The organism is Serratia sp. Tan611, from assembly GCF_905188235.1.
GTDB classification, from domain to species: domain Bacteria; phylum Pseudomonadota; class Gammaproteobacteria; order Enterobacterales; family Enterobacteriaceae; genus Serratia_B; species Serratia_B rhizosphaerae.
Window position 1 is genome coordinate 4,495,799 of record NZ_LR994655.1, and the last position, 19,488, is coordinate 4,515,286.

The 19,488-nt window shown below is 61.8% G+C and carries 16 protein-coding genes; 7 read left to right on the forward strand and 9 right to left on the reverse strand.

Annotation, left to right across the window (positions count from 1 at the left end):
- Positions 1-216: 216 nt before the first annotated feature.
- Both uvrA and TAN611_RS21210 read left to right on the forward strand, forming a co-directional pair.
- The gene (gene uvrA / locus TAN611_RS21205) at positions 217-3,045 is read left to right on the forward strand and encodes an excinuclease ABC subunit UvrA (protein WP_105232817.1); all 2,829 of its coding nucleotides are present in this window, start codon (positions 217-219) and stop codon (positions 3,043-3,045) included.
- Positions 3,046-3,263: 218 nt separating this feature from the next.
- The gene (locus tag TAN611_RS21210) at positions 3,264-4,316 is read left to right on the forward strand and encodes an NAD(P)-dependent alcohol dehydrogenase (RefSeq protein WP_111736278.1); all 1,053 of its coding nucleotides are present in this window, start codon (positions 3,264-3,266) and stop codon (positions 4,314-4,316) included.
- Between the two features lie 34 nt (positions 4,317-4,350).
- Here the strand turns inward: TAN611_RS21210 and maa are convergent, their stop codons facing one another.
- From maa to TAN611_RS21230, 4 genes are all read right to left on the reverse strand, one after another.
- Positions 4,351-4,908: a maltose O-acetyltransferase gene (gene maa, locus TAN611_RS21215; RefSeq protein ID WP_105232819.1), complete on the reverse strand. Its 558-nt coding sequence runs from the start codon at positions 4,906-4,908 to the stop codon at positions 4,351-4,353.
- A 147-nt stretch (positions 4,909-5,055) separates the two neighbouring features.
- Complete coding sequence (locus TAN611_RS21220) at positions 5,056-5,409, reverse strand: MmcQ/YjbR family DNA-binding protein (protein WP_015962070.1); 354 nt, start codon at positions 5,407-5,409, stop codon at positions 5,056-5,058.
- A gap of 153 nt (positions 5,410-5,562) precedes the next feature.
- Positions 5,563-6,582 (reverse strand): LacI family DNA-binding transcriptional regulator, encoded by a 1,020-nt coding sequence (locus tag TAN611_RS21225; protein WP_203066976.1) that lies wholly within the window; start codon positions 6,580-6,582, stop codon positions 5,563-5,565.
- Positions 6,583-6,603: 21 nt separating this feature from the next.
- Complete coding sequence (locus TAN611_RS21230) at positions 6,604-7,656, reverse strand: Gfo/Idh/MocA family protein (protein WP_203066977.1); 1,053 nt, start codon at positions 7,654-7,656, stop codon at positions 6,604-6,606.
- A gap of 291 nt (positions 7,657-7,947) precedes the next feature.
- Between TAN611_RS21230 and TAN611_RS21240 the strand changes: the two genes are divergently transcribed.
- From TAN611_RS21240 to TAN611_RS21250, 3 genes are read left to right on the forward strand one after another with little or no spacing between them, the layout of a single operon-like run.
- Complete coding sequence (locus TAN611_RS21240) at positions 7,948-8,664, forward strand: gluconate 2-dehydrogenase subunit 3 family protein (protein ID WP_111738006.1); 717 nt, start codon at positions 7,948-7,950, stop codon at positions 8,662-8,664.
- 40 nt (positions 8,665-8,704) lie between these two features.
- Complete coding sequence (locus TAN611_RS21245; RefSeq protein ID WP_187043970.1) at positions 8,705-10,477, forward strand: GMC family oxidoreductase; 1,773 nt, start codon at positions 8,705-8,707, stop codon at positions 10,475-10,477.
- Between the two features lies 1 nt (position 10,478).
- Positions 10,479-11,801: a c-type cytochrome gene (locus tag TAN611_RS21250; protein ID WP_203066978.1), complete on the forward strand. Its 1,323-nt coding sequence runs from the start codon at positions 10,479-10,481 to the stop codon at positions 11,799-11,801.
- A gap of 57 nt (positions 11,802-11,858) precedes the next feature.
- Here TAN611_RS21250 and TAN611_RS21255 read toward each other — a convergent pair whose 3' ends face one another.
- Positions 11,859-13,052 (reverse strand): amino acid aminotransferase, encoded by a 1,194-nt coding sequence (locus TAN611_RS21255; RefSeq protein ID WP_105232825.1) that lies wholly within the window; start codon positions 13,050-13,052, stop codon positions 11,859-11,861.
- Between the two features lie 173 nt (positions 13,053-13,225).
- Positions 13,226-13,693: an Lrp/AsnC family transcriptional regulator gene (locus TAN611_RS21260; protein WP_015962077.1), complete on the reverse strand. Its 468-nt coding sequence runs from the start codon at positions 13,691-13,693 to the stop codon at positions 13,226-13,228.
- 215 nt (positions 13,694-13,908) lie between these two features.
- Between TAN611_RS21260 and TAN611_RS21265 the strand changes: the two genes are divergently transcribed.
- Positions 13,909-14,676 carry a transporter substrate-binding domain-containing protein gene (locus TAN611_RS21265; RefSeq protein ID WP_105233535.1) on the forward strand — a complete coding sequence of 256 codons (768 nt, stop codon included), beginning with the start codon at positions 13,909-13,911 and terminating at the stop codon, positions 14,674-14,676.
- Between the two features lie 31 nt (positions 14,677-14,707).
- Here the strand turns inward: TAN611_RS21265 and TAN611_RS21270 are convergent, their stop codons facing one another.
- Complete coding sequence (locus tag TAN611_RS21270) at positions 14,708-16,324, reverse strand: FGGY-family carbohydrate kinase (protein WP_203066979.1); 1,617 nt, start codon at positions 16,322-16,324, stop codon at positions 14,708-14,710.
- Between the two features lie 28 nt (positions 16,325-16,352).
- A complete protein-coding gene (locus tag TAN611_RS21275) occupies positions 16,353-17,102 on the reverse strand; it encodes an SDR family oxidoreductase (protein WP_172606245.1) in 750 nt (249 codons plus the stop codon).
- A gap of 246 nt (positions 17,103-17,348) precedes the next feature.
- Here TAN611_RS21275 and TAN611_RS21280 point away from each other — a divergent pair, with 246 nt between their 5' ends.
- On the forward strand, positions 17,349-18,353 hold the full coding sequence (locus TAN611_RS21280) for a substrate-binding domain-containing protein (RefSeq protein ID WP_105232828.1): 1,005 nt from the start codon (positions 17,349-17,351) through the stop codon (positions 18,351-18,353).
- A 44-nt stretch (positions 18,354-18,397) separates the two neighbouring features.
- Here TAN611_RS21280 and alr read toward each other — a convergent pair whose 3' ends face one another.
- Positions 18,398-19,477: an alanine racemase gene (gene alr / locus TAN611_RS21285; RefSeq protein WP_105232829.1), complete on the reverse strand. Its 1,080-nt coding sequence runs from the start codon at positions 19,475-19,477 to the stop codon at positions 18,398-18,400.
- Positions 19,478-19,488 lie beyond the last annotated feature (11 nt).

Sequence of the window (19,488 nt, forward strand, 5' to 3'; positions counted from 1 at the left end):
ACGCGAAAGCTGAAACCACACCCGCCTTGATAACTGCGCATTGTATTCCAAAATTGTCATCACGATCGACAACGTTTCATACGAACACTGGATATTCATTCAGGCTTTTTTGTGTCATAATTATGCGTTTCGTACTGGCTGTGGCGTTTTTTTGCGCACCTGGTCACAAAACCAACCGTAAAGCCGCACGGCGTATCACCAAGACGGGAAGTGTAAATGGACAATATCGAAGTTCGTGGTGCTCGAACCCATAATCTCAAAAACATCAACCTGATCATCCCGCGCGACAAACTGATTGTGGTCACCGGGCTGTCCGGCTCCGGCAAGTCCTCGCTGGCCTTTGATACGCTGTATGCCGAGGGGCAGCGCCGCTACGTCGAATCGCTCTCCGCCTACGCCCGCCAGTTCCTGTCGCTGATGGAAAAACCGGACGTCGACCATATTGAAGGGCTGTCGCCGGCGATCTCCATCGAACAGAAATCGACCTCGCACAACCCGCGTTCCACCGTCGGCACCATCACCGAAATTCATGACTATCTGCGCCTGCTGTTCGCCCGCGTCGGCGAGCCGCGCTGCCCGGACCACCACGTGCCGCTGGCGGCGCAGACCGTCAGCCAGATGGTCGACAACGTGCTCACCCAGCCGGAAGGCAAACGCCTGATGCTGCTGGCGCCGATCGTCAAAGATCGCAAAGGCGAACACACCAAAACGCTGGAGAACCTGGCGACGCAGGGCTATATCCGCGCGCGCATCGACGGCGAAGTGTGCGATCTGTCCGATCCGCCGAAGCTGGAGCTGCAGAAGAAGCACACCATCGAGGTGGTGGTCGACCGCTTTAAAGTACGCGAAGACCTGGCGCAGCGGCTGGCGGAGTCGTTTGAAACCGCGCTGGAACTGTCCGGCGGCACCGCGGTGGTGGCCGATATGGACGATGACAAAGCGGAAGAGCTGCTGTTCTCCGCCAACTTCGCCTGTCCGATCTGCGGTTACAGCATGCGCGAGCTGGAGCCGCGCCTGTTCTCGTTCAACAACCCGGCCGGCGCCTGCCCGACCTGCGACGGCCTGGGCGTGCAGCAGTTCTTCGACCCGGATCGCGTAGTGCAGAACCCGGAGCTGTCGCTGGCCGGCGGCGCCATCCGCGGCTGGGATCGCCGTAATTTCTACTATTTCCAGATGCTGCGCTCGCTGGCGGAGCATTATCAGTTCGACGTCGAAGCGCCGTTCAACAGCCTGAGCGCCAGCGTGCAAAAAGCAGTGCTGAACGGTTCCGGCAAAGAGTCGATCGAGTTTAAATACATCAACGATCGCGGCGACACCACCGTGCGCCGCCATCCGTTTGAAGGCGTGCTGCACAATATGGAGCGCCGCTATAAAGAGACCGAATCCAGCGCGGTGCGCGAGGATCTGGCCAAATTTATCAGCAACCGTCCGTGCACCTCCTGCCACGGCACCCGCCTGCGCGAAGAAGCGCGCAACGTGTTTGTCGAAGACACCACGCTGCCGGAGATTTCGGATCTCAGCATCGGCCACGCGATGACCTTCTTCCAGAACATCAAGCTGAGTGGCCAACGCGCCAAAATCGCCGAGAAAGTGCTGAAAGAGATCGGCGACCGCCTGAAGTTTCTGGTTAACGTCGGCCTTAACTACCTGTCGCTGTCGCGCTCGGCGGAAACCCTGTCCGGCGGCGAGGCCCAGCGCATCCGCCTGGCGAGCCAGATCGGCGCCGGCCTGGTGGGCGTGATGTACGTACTGGACGAGCCGTCCATCGGCCTGCACCAGCGCGACAACGAACGCCTGCTGGAAACGCTGATCCACCTGCGCAACCTGGGCAACACGGTGATCGTGGTGGAGCATGACGAAGACGCCATCCGCGCCGCCGACCACGTGATCGATATCGGCCCCGGCGCCGGCGTACACGGCGGCCAGATCGTCGCCGAAGGCAGCGTGGAAGACATCATGGCCAAGCCGGACTCGCTGACCGGCCAGTTCCTCAGCGGCAAGCGCGAAATCGCCATTCCGCAGGAGCGCGTGGCGGCAGACCCGAACAAGGTGCTGAAACTGAGCGGCGCGCGCGGCAACAACCTGAAGGACGTGACGCTGACGCTGCCGGTGGGGCTGTTCACCTGCATCACCGGGGTGTCCGGCTCCGGCAAATCGACGCTGATCAACGATACGCTGTTCCCGATCGCCCAGCGCCAGCTGAACGGCGCCACCCTCGCCGAACCGGCGCCGTTCCGCGAGGTTGCCGGCCTTGAACACTTCGACAAGGTGATCGACATCGATCAAAGCCCGATCGGCCGTACGCCGCGTTCCAACCCGGCTACCTACACCGGCATTTTCACCCCGGTGCGCGAACTGTTCGCCGGCGTGCCGGAATCACGCAGCCGCGGTTATACCCCGGGCCGCTTCAGCTTTAACGTGAAAGGCGGCCGCTGCGAAGCCTGCCAGGGCGACGGCGTAATCAAGGTGGAAATGCACTTCCTGCCGGACATTTATGTGCCCTGCGACCAGTGCAAAGGCAAGCGCTACAACCGTGAAACGCTGGAGATCAAATACAAGGGCAAAAGCATTCACGAAGTGCTGGAGATGACCATCGAAGAAGCCCGCGGGTTCTTCGACGCGGTGCCGGCGCTGGCGCGCAAGCTGCAAACCCTGATGGATGTCGGCCTGTCCTATATCCGTCTCGGCCAGTCGGCGACCACGCTGTCCGGCGGTGAAGCACAGCGCGTCAAGCTGGCGCGCGAGCTGTCCAAGCGCGGCACCGGCCAGACGCTGTATATCCTGGATGAACCGACCACCGGCCTGCACTTTGCCGACATCCAGCAGCTGCTGGCAGTGCTGCACCAGCTGCGCGATCAGGGCAATACTATCGTGGTGATTGAGCACAACCTCGACGTGATCAAAACCGCCGACTGGATTGTCGATCTGGGGCCGGAAGGCGGCAGCGGCGGCGGCGAGATCCTGGTGTCCGGCACGCCGGAAACCGTGGCGGAATGCCGGGAATCACACACCGCGCGCTTCCTCAAGCCGCTGCTGAAACGCTGACGCCTGATGCGCACGGCGGGTGGTCACGCAGACCGCCCGCCGTACGAACATTGAACAGAAACAGGCAAGATTCCAACACTATCAGGCATTTACCTCCCCCGGCGCAGCACTTATTATCAACCTTCCCTCAGCGGCCGCCTCATCACTCAGGCCGCACCTCACCGGCATTCTGCTGCCGGAAAAAACACCTTTTGCACTGATTGATAACTGGAGTAACCATGAATATTACGCATGCCTATGCCGCGCATGACGCGCAGTCTGCGCTCGTGCCTTTCGATTACTCACCGCGCACGCTGCGCGAACACGATGTCCAAATCAAGGTGCTGTTTTGCGGCGTCTGCCATTCCGATCTGCACCAGGCGCGCAACGAATGGAATAACACCCTCTATCCGGTGGTGCCGGGCCATGAGGTCGTCGGCCGCGTCAGCGCCGTCGGCAGCGGCGTGACCACCTATCAGATCGGCGATCTGGTCGGCGTCGGCTGCATGGTCGACTCCTGCCGCAGCTGTCCAAGCTGCGAGGAAGGGCTGGAGCAGTATTGCGAAAACGGTTTTACCGGCACCTATAACGGCCAGGATCGCCAGACCGGCGCCGTCACCTACGGCGGCTACTCCACCGATATGGTGGTGGATCAGGACTTTGTGCTGCGGGTGCCGGACAACCTCGATCCGGCCGGCGTCGCGCCGCTGCTGTGCGCCGGTATCACCACCTATTCGCCGCTGCGCCAGTGGGGCGTCGGCCCGGGTAAAAAGGTCGGCATCGTCGGTCTCGGCGGGCTGGGGCATATGGGGGTGAAACTGGCGCGGGCCATGGGCGCGCATGTGGTGCTGTTCACCACCTCGCCGTCGAAAATCGAAGACGCCAAACGCCTGGGAGCTCATGAAGTGGTGATTTCCCGCAACCCGGAGGAGATGGCGCAGCATACCAACAGCTTCGACTTTATCCTCAATACGGTGGCGGCTCAGCACGATCTGAACCCGTTCCTCGACCTGCTGCGCCGCGACGGCACGCTGACGCTGGTCGGCGCGCCGGAACACGATCATCCGTCACCGCAGGTGTTTAACCTGATTCTGAAGCGCCGCCGCATCGCCGGCTCGCTGATCGGCGGCATTGCGGAAACTCAGGAGATGCTGGATTTCTGCGGTCAGCACGGCATCACCTCGGATATCGAGCTGATTCCGATGCAGCAGATCAACCAAGCCTATGAGCGCATGCTGAAAAGCGATGTGAAATACCGCTTTGTGGTGGACATCGACTCGCTGCGCGCCTAAGCGCACCACGGGCGCCCGCTGCGGCGCCCGACTTTTACAGCCGCTTCAGGATACGCGCCGGATTACCGCCCACCACGCAGTTGGCCGGCACGTCTTTGGTCACCACCGCGCCTGAGGCAATCACCGCATTATCGCCGATGGCCACACCGGGGTTGATCACCGCCCGTCCGCCGATCCACACGTTATCACCGATGGTCACCGGTTTGCCGTACTCGGCGCCGCCGACGCGGCTTGCCGCATCCAGCGGGTGCGTCGCGGTATAGATGTGCACGCCCGGCGCCAACATGCAGTTATCGCCGATGCGCACCTCGCAGACGTCCAGCATCACGCAGTCGAAGTTGGCGTAAAAATTTTTTCCCAGATAGATGTTGTAACCATAGTCGCAGCGGAAGCTGGGTTCGATGGTGCCGCCCTGATACTGCCCCAGCAGCTGCGTCAGCCACTGCCTGCGCTGCTCGCCCTCCTGAGGTGCGCAATGGTTGTACTGATGCAGCAGTTGGCGCGCCCGCAGGCGTTCACTGCGCAGCAGCTCATCGCCGGCGTCATACAGTTCACCGGCGATCATCTTGCATTTTTCTTCACTTGTAGCCATCAGACGCTCCCTTTTGCGATTCGCTCTACGGCCATCAGCCTAGACGCTTGCGTCGATGATGAGAAAGGGAACGTTCCCAATGTGTGTTAACGATCACACCTTCGCCTGAAGGCCGTTGAAGAGGCGTACATGGGAAAATGGCCGTAGTCAGGCCTGCAGCCCCTGGCGCACCTGCTCTGGCAGCCCCGACAGCACCAGCTGGTACGAACCGTCAATCAGGGTATAAAACTGCGAGTCCGGCAGGCCGCCGTCCAGATAGACCGCATTCCAGTGCGCCTTGTTCAGATGCTCGCAGGGGACAATTTCCGGATGCAGCTCACGCAGATTTTCCGCCTGCTCCGGGCTGGATTTCACCGCCAGCGCCGGGCGGCCCTCAATCTCCCACACCATGGCGAACATCACCTCGCCGACCTTCACCTGGCTGGCCTGCCACTGATTCTGGTCGCTCTGCTGCGCGCCCGGTTTCGCCATGCAATATTGCAATAATGCTGAAGAATTCATGGAGTTAGTCCCTCGATAAATGTCCGTCGTCCGGCGTGCTGCGCCGCGCGTCCGTGGCGAAGCGGCGCAGCCGCCGTCAAGAATACTGGCTACATTTTGAGCATAGAAGGAATTGAGGGAGATACCACGCTTTTCACGCCGGGGACGTACGCCCTACTCGCAATTTTCTGCGGTGAAGATTTTAAAATCTACCTTGCCGCTCTGGTACATGTCGACGGCGTCGCCGCCTCCCAGCTGGCCCAGCATCAGGTCGATCGCCAGCTGCGCATGCTGGCGGGCATCCTGGTCGATCACATAAGACAGGCTGTCGTTATCCAACAGCCGGCGCGTCAGGCTGTACAGCTCATGGGTGATATAGACGCACTCTCCCAGCAGCCGGTGCTTCGCCAGCTCGGCGCTGATTTCAGTGTTGCCGGAACCGGTGTTATACAGCCCGACGATATGGCCGTTTTTGTTCAGCGTTTCCGTCAGCAGACGCCGGATGGTATGGCGTTCGTCACGCCCCACCAGCACCTCTTTCAGGTCAATCTGCGGGAAGCGCTGGCGCAGCACCGCCCGGAAGCCCTCAATGCGCTGGCGGTGCGCGCTGTAGTCGCTGCGGCCGCTGACCATCACCACCTCGCCCGGCGCCTTCAGGGTGCGCCCCATCAGCAAACCGGCGGTGCGGCCCGCCTGCAGCTGATTGACGCCGACGTGGCACAGGCGCTCGGCATGCGGCAGATCGGTCACGATGGTGATCACCGGAATATCCCGCGCCCGGCAGTCGGCCAGCGCCGCATAGACCGCAGGGTGGTCGTGCGCAAACACGATAATGCCGTCCCGTTGACGGCTGCACGCCATGATATGCTCGGCCAGCCTGACCGGGTGGGATTCAGAGATAAACGTCCGGTGCAGCGTCACCCGGCGGTAGCCGAGCGCGCCGGCCAGTTCGCTGAAACTGTTATCGAGTTTTTTGAAAAAAAATGAGCCGTTGCCGCTCAGAATCACCTCGATGCGCCAGGGGTGCTGGTACGCCTCGGGCAATACCCGGTTAAAACCGTGCTCGCGCGCGGCCAGCAATACCTTGCGCGCCGTCTCCGGCGCTACGCCGCCGCGTTCATTCAGCACCCGATCCACCGTCGCCACGCCGACGCCGGCCAGCTGCGCCAGCCTGCCGATGGTTAACTTCTTCATCTCTGCTCCCCGCGCGGCGGGCTAAGCCAGCCGTGCCGCCGCGCGCTCTTCGTTAAAGACGATACCCAGCTGGCGGCGCACTTCATCCATCGTGCGCAGCGTCATCAGCGAGGTATCCAGCGGGCGCACCGGCGACTCCGTCAGCCCCTGTCCGATGCACCATGCCGCGTGCTCAATTTCATAACTCAGTTGTACATAGCGTCCGCCCCGGTCCTGCCAATGCAGCCGTCGGTTGCCCTGGCTGGACTGCAGTGTGAAGTCGCCGGGTGCGTAAAACTGCCCGTCCAGATACAGCGTGGCGTCGCGCCCGGCGATCGTCGCCGCGCCGGAGGTATGGCTGAACAGCGTGGTATTCAGCACCGCCTGCATGCCGTTGCCGTGGTTAAACAGCATTGACGCCTGGCCGTTTACCCCGCCCGGCGCGGGCTGCCCGTACGCGACGATCGCCTCCGGCACATCGCCGGCAATGCCGATGCTGAATGATATCAGGTAACTGCCCAGATCCAGCATCGGACCACCGGCCAGGTCGGCATTAAAAATACGGTGTTCCGGGGTGAAGAACTCGCCGTGATCGGCAATCAGGGTGTGCAGCTCCCCCAGATCGCCGTTGGCCAGCAGCTGGCGCAGCACATCATATTTCGGCGTAAAGTCGCACCACATCCCCTCCAGACAGAAAAGGCCACGCGCCCGCGCTTCATCCCGCAGCGCCCGCCCCTCACGGGCGTTAAGCGCCAGCGGCTTTTCAATCAGCGCGTGTTTACCGGCCTGCAGCACCCGCATGGCGTCAGGAAAGTGATGGTTGTGCGGCGTGGCGACGTAAACCACATCCAGCTGGTTCAGCGCCAGCATCTCGCCAAGGCTCTGACAGGTCTGGGGAATATCCCAGCGCGCGGCGAACGCCGCCGTTTTCTCGGCGCTGCGTCCCGCCACGGCCACCAGCTGCTGCCGGGTCTGGCCGCGCAGCGCCGCAGCGAAATGGTCGGCAATCCAGCCGGGGCCGATAATCCCCCAGCGCAGAACGGGAATGCTTTCAGGCGCCAGCCGCGTCGGCTGAGGTAAGGCGGTGGGAAACATAAGGCTCTCCTCGTGTGTTTGATGAGCGGGACGGCGTGCTGTCAGGACAACGTGAACTCACTATAGGAAGCCAAAAGCGGGAAAGAAACCGGGCCGATGATGGAAAACCATCAACGAAAACCTTCCCTGCCGACACGGAAGAAATTATTCTCGCCGCGTTGTTAACACTTTATTAATTTCTTTATTCGCATGTAAAAAACAGCGCTGGGCGCGTCCCCCGTTCATGGCGCGGACGTGAAACGTGAAAAAAATAAAAAAATAGTTTTTGAGCAATTAATCGGCAGGGAATTTATGAAACGCAGAGAATTTCTCACCTCAGTGGTCGCGCTGGGGGTGGCTTCGTCGTTGCCTACGGCACAGGCCGACGTCATCAACGGCGGGCAACCCTGGAACCCCGGCGACATCAACACGCCACCAGCGCCGCCGCGCCAAGGCGGCCTGCAGTACTTCACGCAGCATGAATTCGATACCGTCGCCATCATCGCCGAGCGCTTTATTCCGGCCGATGAACTGAGCCTCGGCGGCAAAGAGGCCGGCTGCGCCACCTTTATCGACCGTCAGCTGGCGGGCGACTACGGCAACGCCGTCGCTCTCTACCGGCTGGGACGTTTTGTCAAAGGCACCCCGCAGCAGGGGCCGCAGTCGCCGCTGACGCCGGCACAGCGTTACCGCCAGGGCCTGGCGGCGCTGGATAGCGCCACCCGGGCGCAGTTCGGTAAGGACTTTATCGCCCTCGACCAACAGCAGCAGGAGCGCATCCTGCACGCCATGGAGGCCGACCGCTACGATCTCGGCCCGCAGGTGGAAACCAAGGTGCTGTTTGAGCTGCTGCTGCAAAACGTACGCGAAGGCTTCCTGGCCGATCCGATTTACGGCGGCAATAAAGACATGACCAGCTGGAAAATGATTGGTTTCCCGGGCGCGCGCTATGACTTCCGCGATCTGCTCGGTAAGAAAGGGCAAAAGCTGAACATCATCCCCACCAGTTTAATCGATAACACGCTTTGATCCCGCGCCGCTGTCGCGCCGAGCAATTGTGAGTCCAACTATGAAAAATGTACGTCCAAAAGCCGATGTGGTTATCGTCGGCCTGGGATGGTGCGGTTCTTTGATCGCCGAAGAGCTGACCCGCGCCGGATTAAACGTCGTCGCCATCGAACGCGGCCCCTGGTTTGAAACCGCCACCGATTTTCCACCCTCCATCGATACCGATGAACTGCGCTGGGATACCCGCCGCAGCATGCTGCTGCCGCCTGCGGTGGAAACCACCACCTTCCGCAACCACCGCAGCGAAAAAGCGCTGCCGACCCGCGACTGGAACCTGAACGAGCTGGGGTATAACGTGGGCGGTTCAGGCACCCACTGGGCGGGCATGGCCTGGCGCTTTACGCCGTTCGACCTGCAGCCGTACACCCAGACCGTCGAGCGCTACGGCAAACAGCAGATCGCCGACGGTCTGATTCTGCAGGACTGGGGCGTTACCTATGACGAGCTGGAGCCGTTCTACGACCGCTTCGAGAAGATCGCCGGCGTCTCCGGCAAGGCCGGCAAGCTGAACGGCGAAATTATCCCGGGCGGCAACCCGTTTGAAGGCAACCGCAGCAGCGAATACCCGCTGCCGCCGCTGGAAGGACTGCGCCTGACCGACCTGTTCCGCGATGCGGCCACGTCGCTGGGGCTGAACCCGTTTATGGTGCCGGCGGGCCAGACCTCCCGCGCCTACGTCAACCCGCTGGGGGTACGCATGGGTCCCTGCACCTACTGCGGCTACTGCCTGTACTACGGCTGCGGCAACTTCTCCAAATCCAGCCCCAACGCCTGCGTGGTGCCGGCCCTGATGCAGCGCGAGAACTTTACCGTGCTTACCGACTCGGCGGTGGTGCGGGTCAACAAGGCCGCTGACGGCAAAACCGCCACCGGCGTCACCTATCTGGACCGCAATAAAAAAGAGTGGGAACAGCCAGCCGATATCGTAGTGCTGTCGGCGTTCCAGATGCAGAACGTGCGCCTGCTGCTGCTGTCGAAAATCGGCCAGCCTTACGATCCCGTCAGTAAAACCGGCGTGGTCGGCCGCGCCTACAGCTTCCAGACGGTGGCCGGCGCCAATTTGTTCTTCGAAGACGAAAACCTTAACCCGTTTATCGGCGCCGGCGCGCTGTCGCAGCAGGTGGATGACTATAACGGCGATAATTTCGACCACAGCGGACTGGGCTTTATCGGCGGCGCCGGCCTGTTGGTGGTCGCCCGCGGCGCACGCCCGATCGGCAATGCCGACGCGCTGCCGCCCGGCACGCCACGCTGGGGCAAGGCATGGAAAAAAGCTTACACCCACGCCTTCCAGAACGGCTCCTTTATCTTCGGCCAGGGCACCAGCTACTCGCACGAAGATTACTACCTCGATCTGGATCCGGAATACACGGACGATAACGGCAACCCGCTGCTGCGCGTCACCTTTGACTACAACGAAAACGACCGCCGCACCGCCCGCTTTATCGAAGAGAAAAGTGTGGAGCTGGGCAAGGCGATGGGCGCCAAGATCGTCATCGGCACCAACTCTGCCTCCGGCCGTTACTCGCCGTACAACCTCGCCAGCGATCACACCATCGGCGGCGCGGTAATGGGAAGCGATCCGAAAACCAGCGTGCTGAACCGCTATCAGCAGTGCTGGGACATGCATAACCTGTTCGTGCTGGGCGCTTCCTCCTTCCCTAACAACGCCGGTTACAACCCGACGGGCACCATCGGCGCGCTGAGCCTGTGGACGGCGAAAGCGATTATCGAACAGTACGTCAAAAACCCCGGCCCGCTGGTAAAGGTGTGAGATGAAAAAAATCAAAATTGCAGGCGGGATCGCCGTGGTCGCCGCCGCCGTGGTGGTTGGGCTACTGTGGAAAAACGGCGATGCCAGCGCCGATAACGTGGCGGACGACCGGACGCTGACCAGCCAGCCGCCGTCCGCGGCGGATGCGCAGGCGGTTATACGCGGCAAATACGTGGCAATTGCCGGCGACTGCGTGGCCTGCCATACCGCGCCGGGCAGCAAGCAGCCGTTCTCCGGCGGCTATCGGATCGACACGCCTTTCGGCGGTATTTACGCCAGCAACATCACCCCGGACGTTGAAGACGGTATCGGCAGTTGGAGCGAACGCGACTTTTTCCGCGCGGTGCGCCACGGCAAGGGCAAACAGGGGGAAAACCTCTACCCGGCGATGCCGTACAACGCCTATATCAAAGTCAGCGACGCCGATATGCACGACCTGTGGCTGTATATGCGTTCGGTCAAGCCGGTGAAAAACAAGGTGCCGGAAACCCGGCTGCCGTTCCCGTACAACATTCGTCTGGCGATGATGGGCTGGAACCTGTTGTTCTTCGACAACAGCGGCTTTACGCCGGATGCCGGCCAGTCGGCACAGTGGAACCGCGGCGCCTATCTGGTGCAGGGACTGGAGCACTGCGCGGCCTGCCACACGCCGAAGAACCTCATCGGCGGGGATACCTCCGCCTATCTGCAGGGCGGCAATCTGGGCGAGTGGTACGCGCCGGAAATCACCGGCAACCGCTACACCGGCATCGGCGAGTGGACGGAAGATCAGGTGGTGGACTACCTCAGGCTGGGCAGCAACCACGTCGCCGTCGCCTCCGGCCCGATGGCGGAGGCGGTCAGCAACTCTACCCAGCACCTGACGGAGCAGGACCTGCGCGCCATCGCCGTGTATCTTAAATCCCAGCCGGGATCGGATCGGCAAAAACCGGCACCGCTGGCCGCAGACAGCGCACAGATGAAGATGGGCGCCAACGTCTATGCCGCTAACTGTACCGCCTGCCATAACAGCGACGGCAAAGGCATCCCGAACCTGGCCACCAGCCTGGCCGGCAACCCGGCGATTATGGCGCCGGACGCCGCATCGCTGGTGACCACCGTTCTGCAGGGCGGCCGTGGCGCGGTGACCGTGGGCAATCCCACCAGCGGCGCGATGCCGAGCTTTGCCTGGAAGCTGTCGGACGAACAGGTGGCGTCGGTGACGACTTACATCCGCAATAGCTGGGGCAATGCGGCGCCGGCCATAACGAAGGATGAGGTCGCGGAGAAACGCAGCCTGCTGCAGCTGCCGCCGCAGATGGCGCAAGGCAGCGCCGACAAATAGCGGCGCGGCTGACGGGACGGGGGCGATAGCGATATCGCCCCCGTTCTATTTTATGACTTACTGCACGGCGGCGATTGCTTCCGCCACCTGATGCACGTTGCGGTGGTTCAGACCGGCGACGCACATGCGGCCGCTGTGGATCAGGTACACGCCGAACTCTTCACGCAGGCGGTCGACCTGCTGCGCGTTTAAGCCGGTGTAGCTGAACATGCCGCGCTGTTGCAGCAGGTAATCGAAATTACGCTGCGGCAGCGCGCTCTTCAGCGCATTCACCAGCGTCTGTCGCATCTCCAGAATGCGGGCGCGCATGCTTTCTACTTCATCCAGCCACTGCTGCTTCAGCTGCGCGTCGTTCAGCACCTTGGCCACCACCTGCGCGCCGAAGTTCGGCGGGCTGGAGTAGTTGCGACGTACGGTCGCCTTCAGCTGGCCCAGCACGCGGCCGGCGGCTTCGCTGCTCTCACACACCACGGACAGCCCGCCCACTCGCTCGCCGTACAGCGAGAAGATTTTCGAGAACGAGTTGCTCACCAGGCACGGCAGCCCTGCGGCGGCAATGGCGCGAATGGCGTAGGCGTCCTGCTCCATACCGGCGCCGAAGCCCTGATAGGCGATGTCGAGGAATGGGATCAGCTCGCGCTCGGCCAGCACCTTCACCACCTCGTCCCACTGCGCCGGCGTCAGATCGGAGCCGGTCGGGTTATGGCAGCACGGGTGCAGCAGCACGATGCCCTGCGCCGGCAGCGTTTTCAGCGTGCTCAGCATAGCGTCGAAACGTACGCCCAGGCTTTCGCTGTCGAAGTACGGGTAGGTATTCACCTTGAAGCCGGCGCCGCTGAAAATCGCCACGTGGTTTTCCCAGGTCGGATCGCTGACCCACACCTGCGAATTCGGGAAATAGTAATGCAGGAAATCGGCCCCCACCTTCAGCGCGCCGGAGCCGCCGACGGTCTGCACCGTTGCAATGCGCTCCTGCTGCAGCATCGGGTGATCGGCGCCGAACAGCAGCTGCTGGATAGCGCTGCGGTAAGGCTGCAGGCCTTCCATCGGCAGATACAGCGAGGCGCCGTGATCGGCGCTGCTCAGCTGCGCCTCGGCGGCGGCGACCGCCTGCAACTGCGGGATAATCGCCTGCTCGTTGTAATACAGGCCGATGCTCAGGTTTACCTTATGCTCGCGCGGATCCTGTTTGAACTTCTCCATCAGCGACAGTATCGGGTCGCCGGCATAGGCATCAACGTTCTGGAACACGGTGTTGTTCTCCTTGCTTTAGTTATTTTTAAGGTACAGAGACCGGCGCGCCGACAGCATGCGCACACGCCAATGCACCTAATATAGACGCTATCCGCGGGGAAATATCCACCATAAAAAGTGTGGTTACCTTGCCAGGCCACCGCGGTAAAAAATGCTCAGCAACAGGGGGCTTAACGCGCCACCGGCAGCAGGCCGTTTTCTTTAATGCGGTTCAGCACCACCGCCGTCTTGACGTGCGCCACGCTGTGGTGGGTCAGTAGCGTCTGGCTGATAAACTCGCTCAGCGCGGCCAGATCGGCGACGGCCACTTTCAGCAGATAGTCGGCGTCGCCGGTGGTCTTATAGGCGTCGAGCACCGCTTCCGTATGCTCCAGCATGTAATGAAAACTGTCCACCTGTTCCGGTCCGTGGTTGGTCAGGCTCACCTCAATCAGCCCGACCATGCCCAACCCCACCGCCTCGGGGGCCAGCCGCGCATGGTAGCCGCGGATCAGCTGCGCCTGCTCCAGGCTGATGCGCCGCCGGGAACACTGCGACGCGGACAGCCCCACCAGCTCACTCAGTTCCTGGTTGGTCAGTCGGCCGTTGGCTTGTAGCAGCGTCAGGATTTTCATATCAAAATCGTCAATGTTGTACATAGCCACCTGTAAACTGTGTTAAGAAATATTGACGTTCAGACTATCAGTTTTTTTCGTGTTGTTATCGTTCCGCGTCAGAGAATGCGCGTTGCGTAGCAGCAAATCAGACTGACGCCGTTTATCGGCGGCATAAAAAACGGATAATTCACGCAAACCAACCACAACCCACGGCTAACCGACGCATAAAGCCACGAATGTATAAGAAAGGGAAAATGATGAAAAAATTAGCGCCTCTCGCCTTACTGCTCGCCGCCGGCGGCGCCAGCGCCCAGTCGCACCTGGATAAGGTGACACAGCAAAAGCAGCTGGAAGTGTGCACCACCGGCGATTACAAGCCCTACACCTTTCTGCCGGAAAAAGGCGGCTATGAAGGCATCGATATCGAGATGGCCCAGTCGCTGGCCAAAAGCCTCGGTGCCGAGGTGAAGTGGGTCAAAACCAGTTGGAAAACCCTGATGCAGGACTTTAACGCCGGCAAGTGCGATATCGCGATGGGCGGTATCTCCGTTACGCTGGAGCGGCAAAAACAGGCCTTCTTCGCGGAAAAACTGGATACCGACGGCAAGATCCCGCTGGTGCGCTGCAGCGACGTGAAGAAATACCGCACCATCGCCCAGATCAACAAACCGTCGGTGCGGGTGATCGAACCGGCCGGCGGCACCAATGAGGCCTTCGCCCGCGCGCACCTGCCGAAAGCGAAGCTGACGCTGTCGCACGACAATATGGGGATCTTCCAGCAGCTGGTCGATCGCAAGGCCGACGTGATGATCACCGACGCCTCCGAAGCGCTGTATCAGCAAAAGCGCTACCCGAAGCTGTGCGCCGTTAACCCGAAAAAGCCCATGCAGTACGGCGAGAAGGCCTACATGCTGCCGCGTGACGACTTAAGCTGGAAGCTGTACGTCGACCAGTGGCTGCACCTGACCAAAGCCAGCGGCGAGTACCAGAAAATTATTGATAAGTGGCTGGCGGTGAAGAAATAACGTCCCCACCGCCCATGTGCAAGACGGCGTATTAGTAGCGATCTTCGCGGATATTTTTCGCCGTCTGCTGCAGCAGCTGGAACGCCTGATAGCGGCGGCGATGCAGCGCCGCATACGCCGCGTTGGGTGAATATTCGCACTCGCGGGCGGTCATCGCCTGCATGGCGTCGCTCACCGAGGCACGCAGCCCGCCGGCAACCGCGGCCAGAATAGCGGAGCCCAGCAGCACCGGCTCCTCCGATTTGGTCGCCAGCACCGAGCAGCCGCAGGCGTCGGCAATTAGCTGACGCACCAGCGGATGCTGGCCGGCGCCGCCGCTGATAACGATATCACGCGTTGCAATGCCGTTCTCACGCTGTGCATCGATGATCTGCCGCAGCCCGTAGCCCAGGCTGCACACGCCGGCGATATACAGCGCAATCAAACTGTCCAGATCGCGATCCATATCCAGGCCGTAGATCAGCGCGCGAGCATAAGGATCCGCCAGCGGCGCCCGGTTGCCGGCAAACTCCGGCACCACGTGCATCTCACGGGCGCACTGCACCGCGTCGGACAGCGCATCGAACCTGTTCATCGCCAGATCCGCCAGATAAACCGGCAGCGGCAACCCTTCCGCCTCGGCCTGCCCCTTCACCTGCGCCGACGCCGGATGCAGCTCCAGCAGGCGATCAATCGCCGCGCCCGCCGCGCTCTGCCCGCCCTCGCTCAACCAGAAGCCCGGCACCATCGCCGCATAATACGGCCCCCAGACGCCCGGCACGAAGGCCGGCGTGCGGGTGGAGGTCATGGTGCAGGAGGAGGTGCCGAACACATAGGCCAGCTTCTCTTCCGGCGAGCCGTCCACCCCCAGCGTGCCGATGCCGCCGGCGTGCGCGTCGATCATACCGGCCGCCACCGGCGTATGTTGCGGCAGCCCCATATCCTCGGCCGCCTGGGCCGACAGCCCCTGCCCGCACGGCGTTCCCGGCTCCACGATGAGCTGGCCGATGCGGCCGAACGACGCCTCCGCCAGTTCGGGCAGGCCGACGGTATGGAAATAGTCGGCATCCCAGCGGTTTTCATGAGCCAGATAGTTCCACTTGCAGGTGACCGTACACTGCGAACGCGCCAGATCGCCGGTAGAGCGCCAGGTCAGATAGTCCGTCAGATCGAAGAACTGCCAGGCCTGCGTGAAGGTTTCCGGGTGATGCTGCTTCAGCCACAGCAGCTTAGGTATTTCCATTTCCGGCGAGATGCGCCCGCCGACGTATTTCAGCACCGGATGCGCCGTAGCGTTGATGGCGTCCGCCTGTTGTGCGGCGCGGTGATCCATCCAGACGATGATATTGCGCTCCGCCTCACCACCCGGGCTGACCGCCAGCGGCACGCCCTCCTCACCGACCACCACCAGCGAACAGGTGGCGTCAAAGCCGATGCCCGCCACCGCGGCCGGCTCAATGCCGGACTGCGTCACCGCGCGCCTGACACAGTGGCACACCGCGCGCCAGATATCATTGCCGGACTGTTCAACCCGGTGGCCGCTGGCGTGAAAGGTGGCAATGTTCTTTTTGGCGGAGGCGAGCAGATTACCGTCTGCATCAAACACTCCCGCCCGCGCGCTGGCGGAACCGACGTCAACGCCAATCAGGTATCTGGCTTTACTGCTCATATCTGGTTACCTTTCGCTAAATAGTGGCTCAGAGATCGACGCTGTTCGGCAGAATGACCAGGTCGCGCACCGTCACGTTCGGCGAGCGCGTCACCATAAACAGCACCGACTCGGCGACCTCAATCGGCTGCATCAGGCTGCCGTTCGCCAGCGCTTCTTCCATTTTCTCTTTGGGCCAGTCATCCAGCAGCGAGGTCACCACCGGGCCGGGCAGCACCGCGCCGACGCGCACGCCGTGCTGCGCCACCTGCCGGCGGGTCGAGTGGACGAACGCCTGCACGGCGAATTTAGAAGCAGTATAGATGGGTTCCCACACCACCGGCACCACGCCGGCGATGGAACTGGTAAAAATAATGTCGCCGGACTTCTGCGCGATCAGGTGCGGCAGCACGGCGCGCACGCTGCGAAACGCCGCGCTGGTGTTGAGCTTAAGCACCCGCTCCCACACGTCCGGGTCGCCCTCTTCCACCGCGCCGCCGATATAGGCGCCGGCGTTGGCGTGGAAAATGTCCAGCCGGCCGGCCAGTTTGAGGATCTGCGCCAGAATGCCGTCCACCTGGGCTCCGTCCATCAGGTCAACCTGCAGCGGCAGCGCCTGCTCGCCCAGCTCGCCGACCACCTCGTGCAGTTTGTCCGCATCGCGATCGATCAGCACCACTTTGGCGCCGGCCTGCAGCATGATTTTGGCGCACTCCAGCCCGATACCGGACGCAGCGCCTGTGACGGCGGCGACTTTGCCCGCCAGGGAAGTATTCATAGAGAAGACAGAAGCGTTCATCTTATAATCCTTATACCGTTGTCAGGTCGCAGAGCGCGCGACATCTGCGCGCAGGACGTATTTAACACAGTGAAAATATTGATGTTTACTGTTGAGCCGGTAACGATTTACCCTGATGTGCCGCCGCAATACCACCGTGGCGGACTATCTGGCGCACGATGCGCAACACATTGCTCAATCGATGAAGCTTAATTATCATCATCGGCGGCAATCAGCAAAAGAAATGTGATTAGAGGATTGGGATCTGTGAGCGAGATCGGCAAAAACAAGAAAACCACCATCTACGATCTGGCTGCGCTCAGCGGCGTATCCGCCAGCGCGGTCAGCGCGATCCTGAACGGCAGCTGGAAAAAACGCCGTATCAGCGCCAACCTGGCGGAAAAGGTGACGCGGATTGCCGAGGAGCAAGGCTATGCGGTCAACCGACAGGCCAGCCTGCTGCGCAGCGCGCGCTCCAAAACCATCGGCATGATCGTACCGAAGTACGATAACCGCTATTTCGGCTCGATTGTCGAGAAATTCGAGGAGATGGCGCGCGAACGCGGCCTGTTCCCGGTGATTACCTGCACCCGGCGCGATCCGGCGCTGGAGGCGGAAGCCGCCAAAACCATGCTCTCCTGGCAGGTTGACTGCATGATCGTCACCGGCGCCACCGATCCGGACAGAATCGCCGAGATCTGCGCCAATGCCGGCGTGCCCACGCTGAATCTGGATCTGCCCGGCAGCCGCGCGCCGTCGGTGATTTCCGCCAACTTCGACGGTGCCCGCGCGCTGACCCGCCGGCTGCTGCAACACAGTCCGGCAAATGCCCCGCTGCTGTTTATCGGCGGCCGCGGCGGCGATCACAATACCCGGGAACGCCTGCGAGGCTTTCTGGCCGCGCATCAGGAAGCCGGCCTGACGGTGCCCGAGACGCATATTTTGCTGTGCGGCTATCGGGCGGAAAAAGCGGAAGCGGCGCTGGAGAACTATTTTCACGGCCACCGCGACGCCCAGAGCGGGTTTTTCGTTAACTCCACCATTTCGCTGGAAGGCGTGGTTCGCTTTCTCAGCGGCCAGGGCATGCTGCGCGGCGAGCCGCGGCGGGCAATGGGCTGTTTTGACTGGGATCCGTTCGTCGCCATGCTGGGGGACGATATCATGATGGTGAAACAGGACGTCGGCGCGATGATGACGGAAGTGTTCCGTCAGGTGGAAAGCGGCATCAGCGGCACGGCGCTGACAGAGATCCCGGTGGAGCTGATGGTATGACCCCATCCCGCTCAGTTCCCCTGAGCGGGACAGCATAGGCAGGCTCAGTCGCCGATATACTCCATCGCCACGCGCTGGGTCAGTTTAGTGATCAGCTCATAGGCGCTGATGCCGGTCGCGGCGGCGACGCGCTCCACCGGCAGTGCGGCGCCCCACAGTATCGCCTCATCACCCACTTTATCCCCGGCGTTCGGCCCCAGATCGACGGAGATCATATCCATCGACACCCGGCCGACGATCGGCACTTCGCGGCCGTTCAGCCAGATCGGCGTGCCGCTCGGCGCGCTGCGCGGGTAGCCGTCGCCGTACCCTATCGCCACCACGCCCAGGCGGGTATCACGCTCGCTGACCCAACTGCCGCCGTAGCCGACCGGCTCGCCGGCCCGATGCTCGCGCACTGCGATCAGGCTGGATTTCAGCGTCATTGCCGGCTGCAGGTCGAAGGCGCTGCCGTCGCCGCTTTCCAGCGGCGAGACGCCGTACAAAATAATTCCCGGCCGCACCCATTCGTTATGTGCATCCGGCCACAGCAGCGTGCCGCCGGAGGCGGCGATGGAGCGCTGCCCCGGCTTGCCGCGGGCAAACTGTTCAAAACAGGCGATTTGCCGCAGCGTCGCGTCAGATTCCGGCTCATCCGCCCGGCTGAAATGGCTCATGATATTCACCGGCTGCGCCACGTTACGGCAGGCGCACAGGCGCTGATAAAACGCTTCCGCCTGCTCCGGGCGCACGCCCAGCCGGTGCATGCCGGTATCCAGCTTCATCCATACCGTCACCGGGTGCGGCAGGGTTGCCTGCTCCAGCGCCTCAAGCTGTTCGATGCTGTGTACCGCGGTTTCGATATGATTTGCCGCCAGAACGGGCAAATCGTCCGCGCAGAAGAAGCCTTCCAGCAGCAGGATCGGTTTGACGATGCCGCCGGAGCGCAGCATCAGCGCTTCGCCGATGCGCGCGACGCCGTAGCTGTCAGCGTCTTGCAGGGTGTGGGCCGTTTCCAGCAGGCCATGTCCATAAGCGTTTGCTTTCACAACCGCGATCAGGCGGCTGTTCGGCGCCTGACGGCGTACCTGTTGCAGGTTGTGTCGCAGAGCGCGGCGGTCGATTACAGCGGTTGCCGCTTTCATTTCCGTTCCTT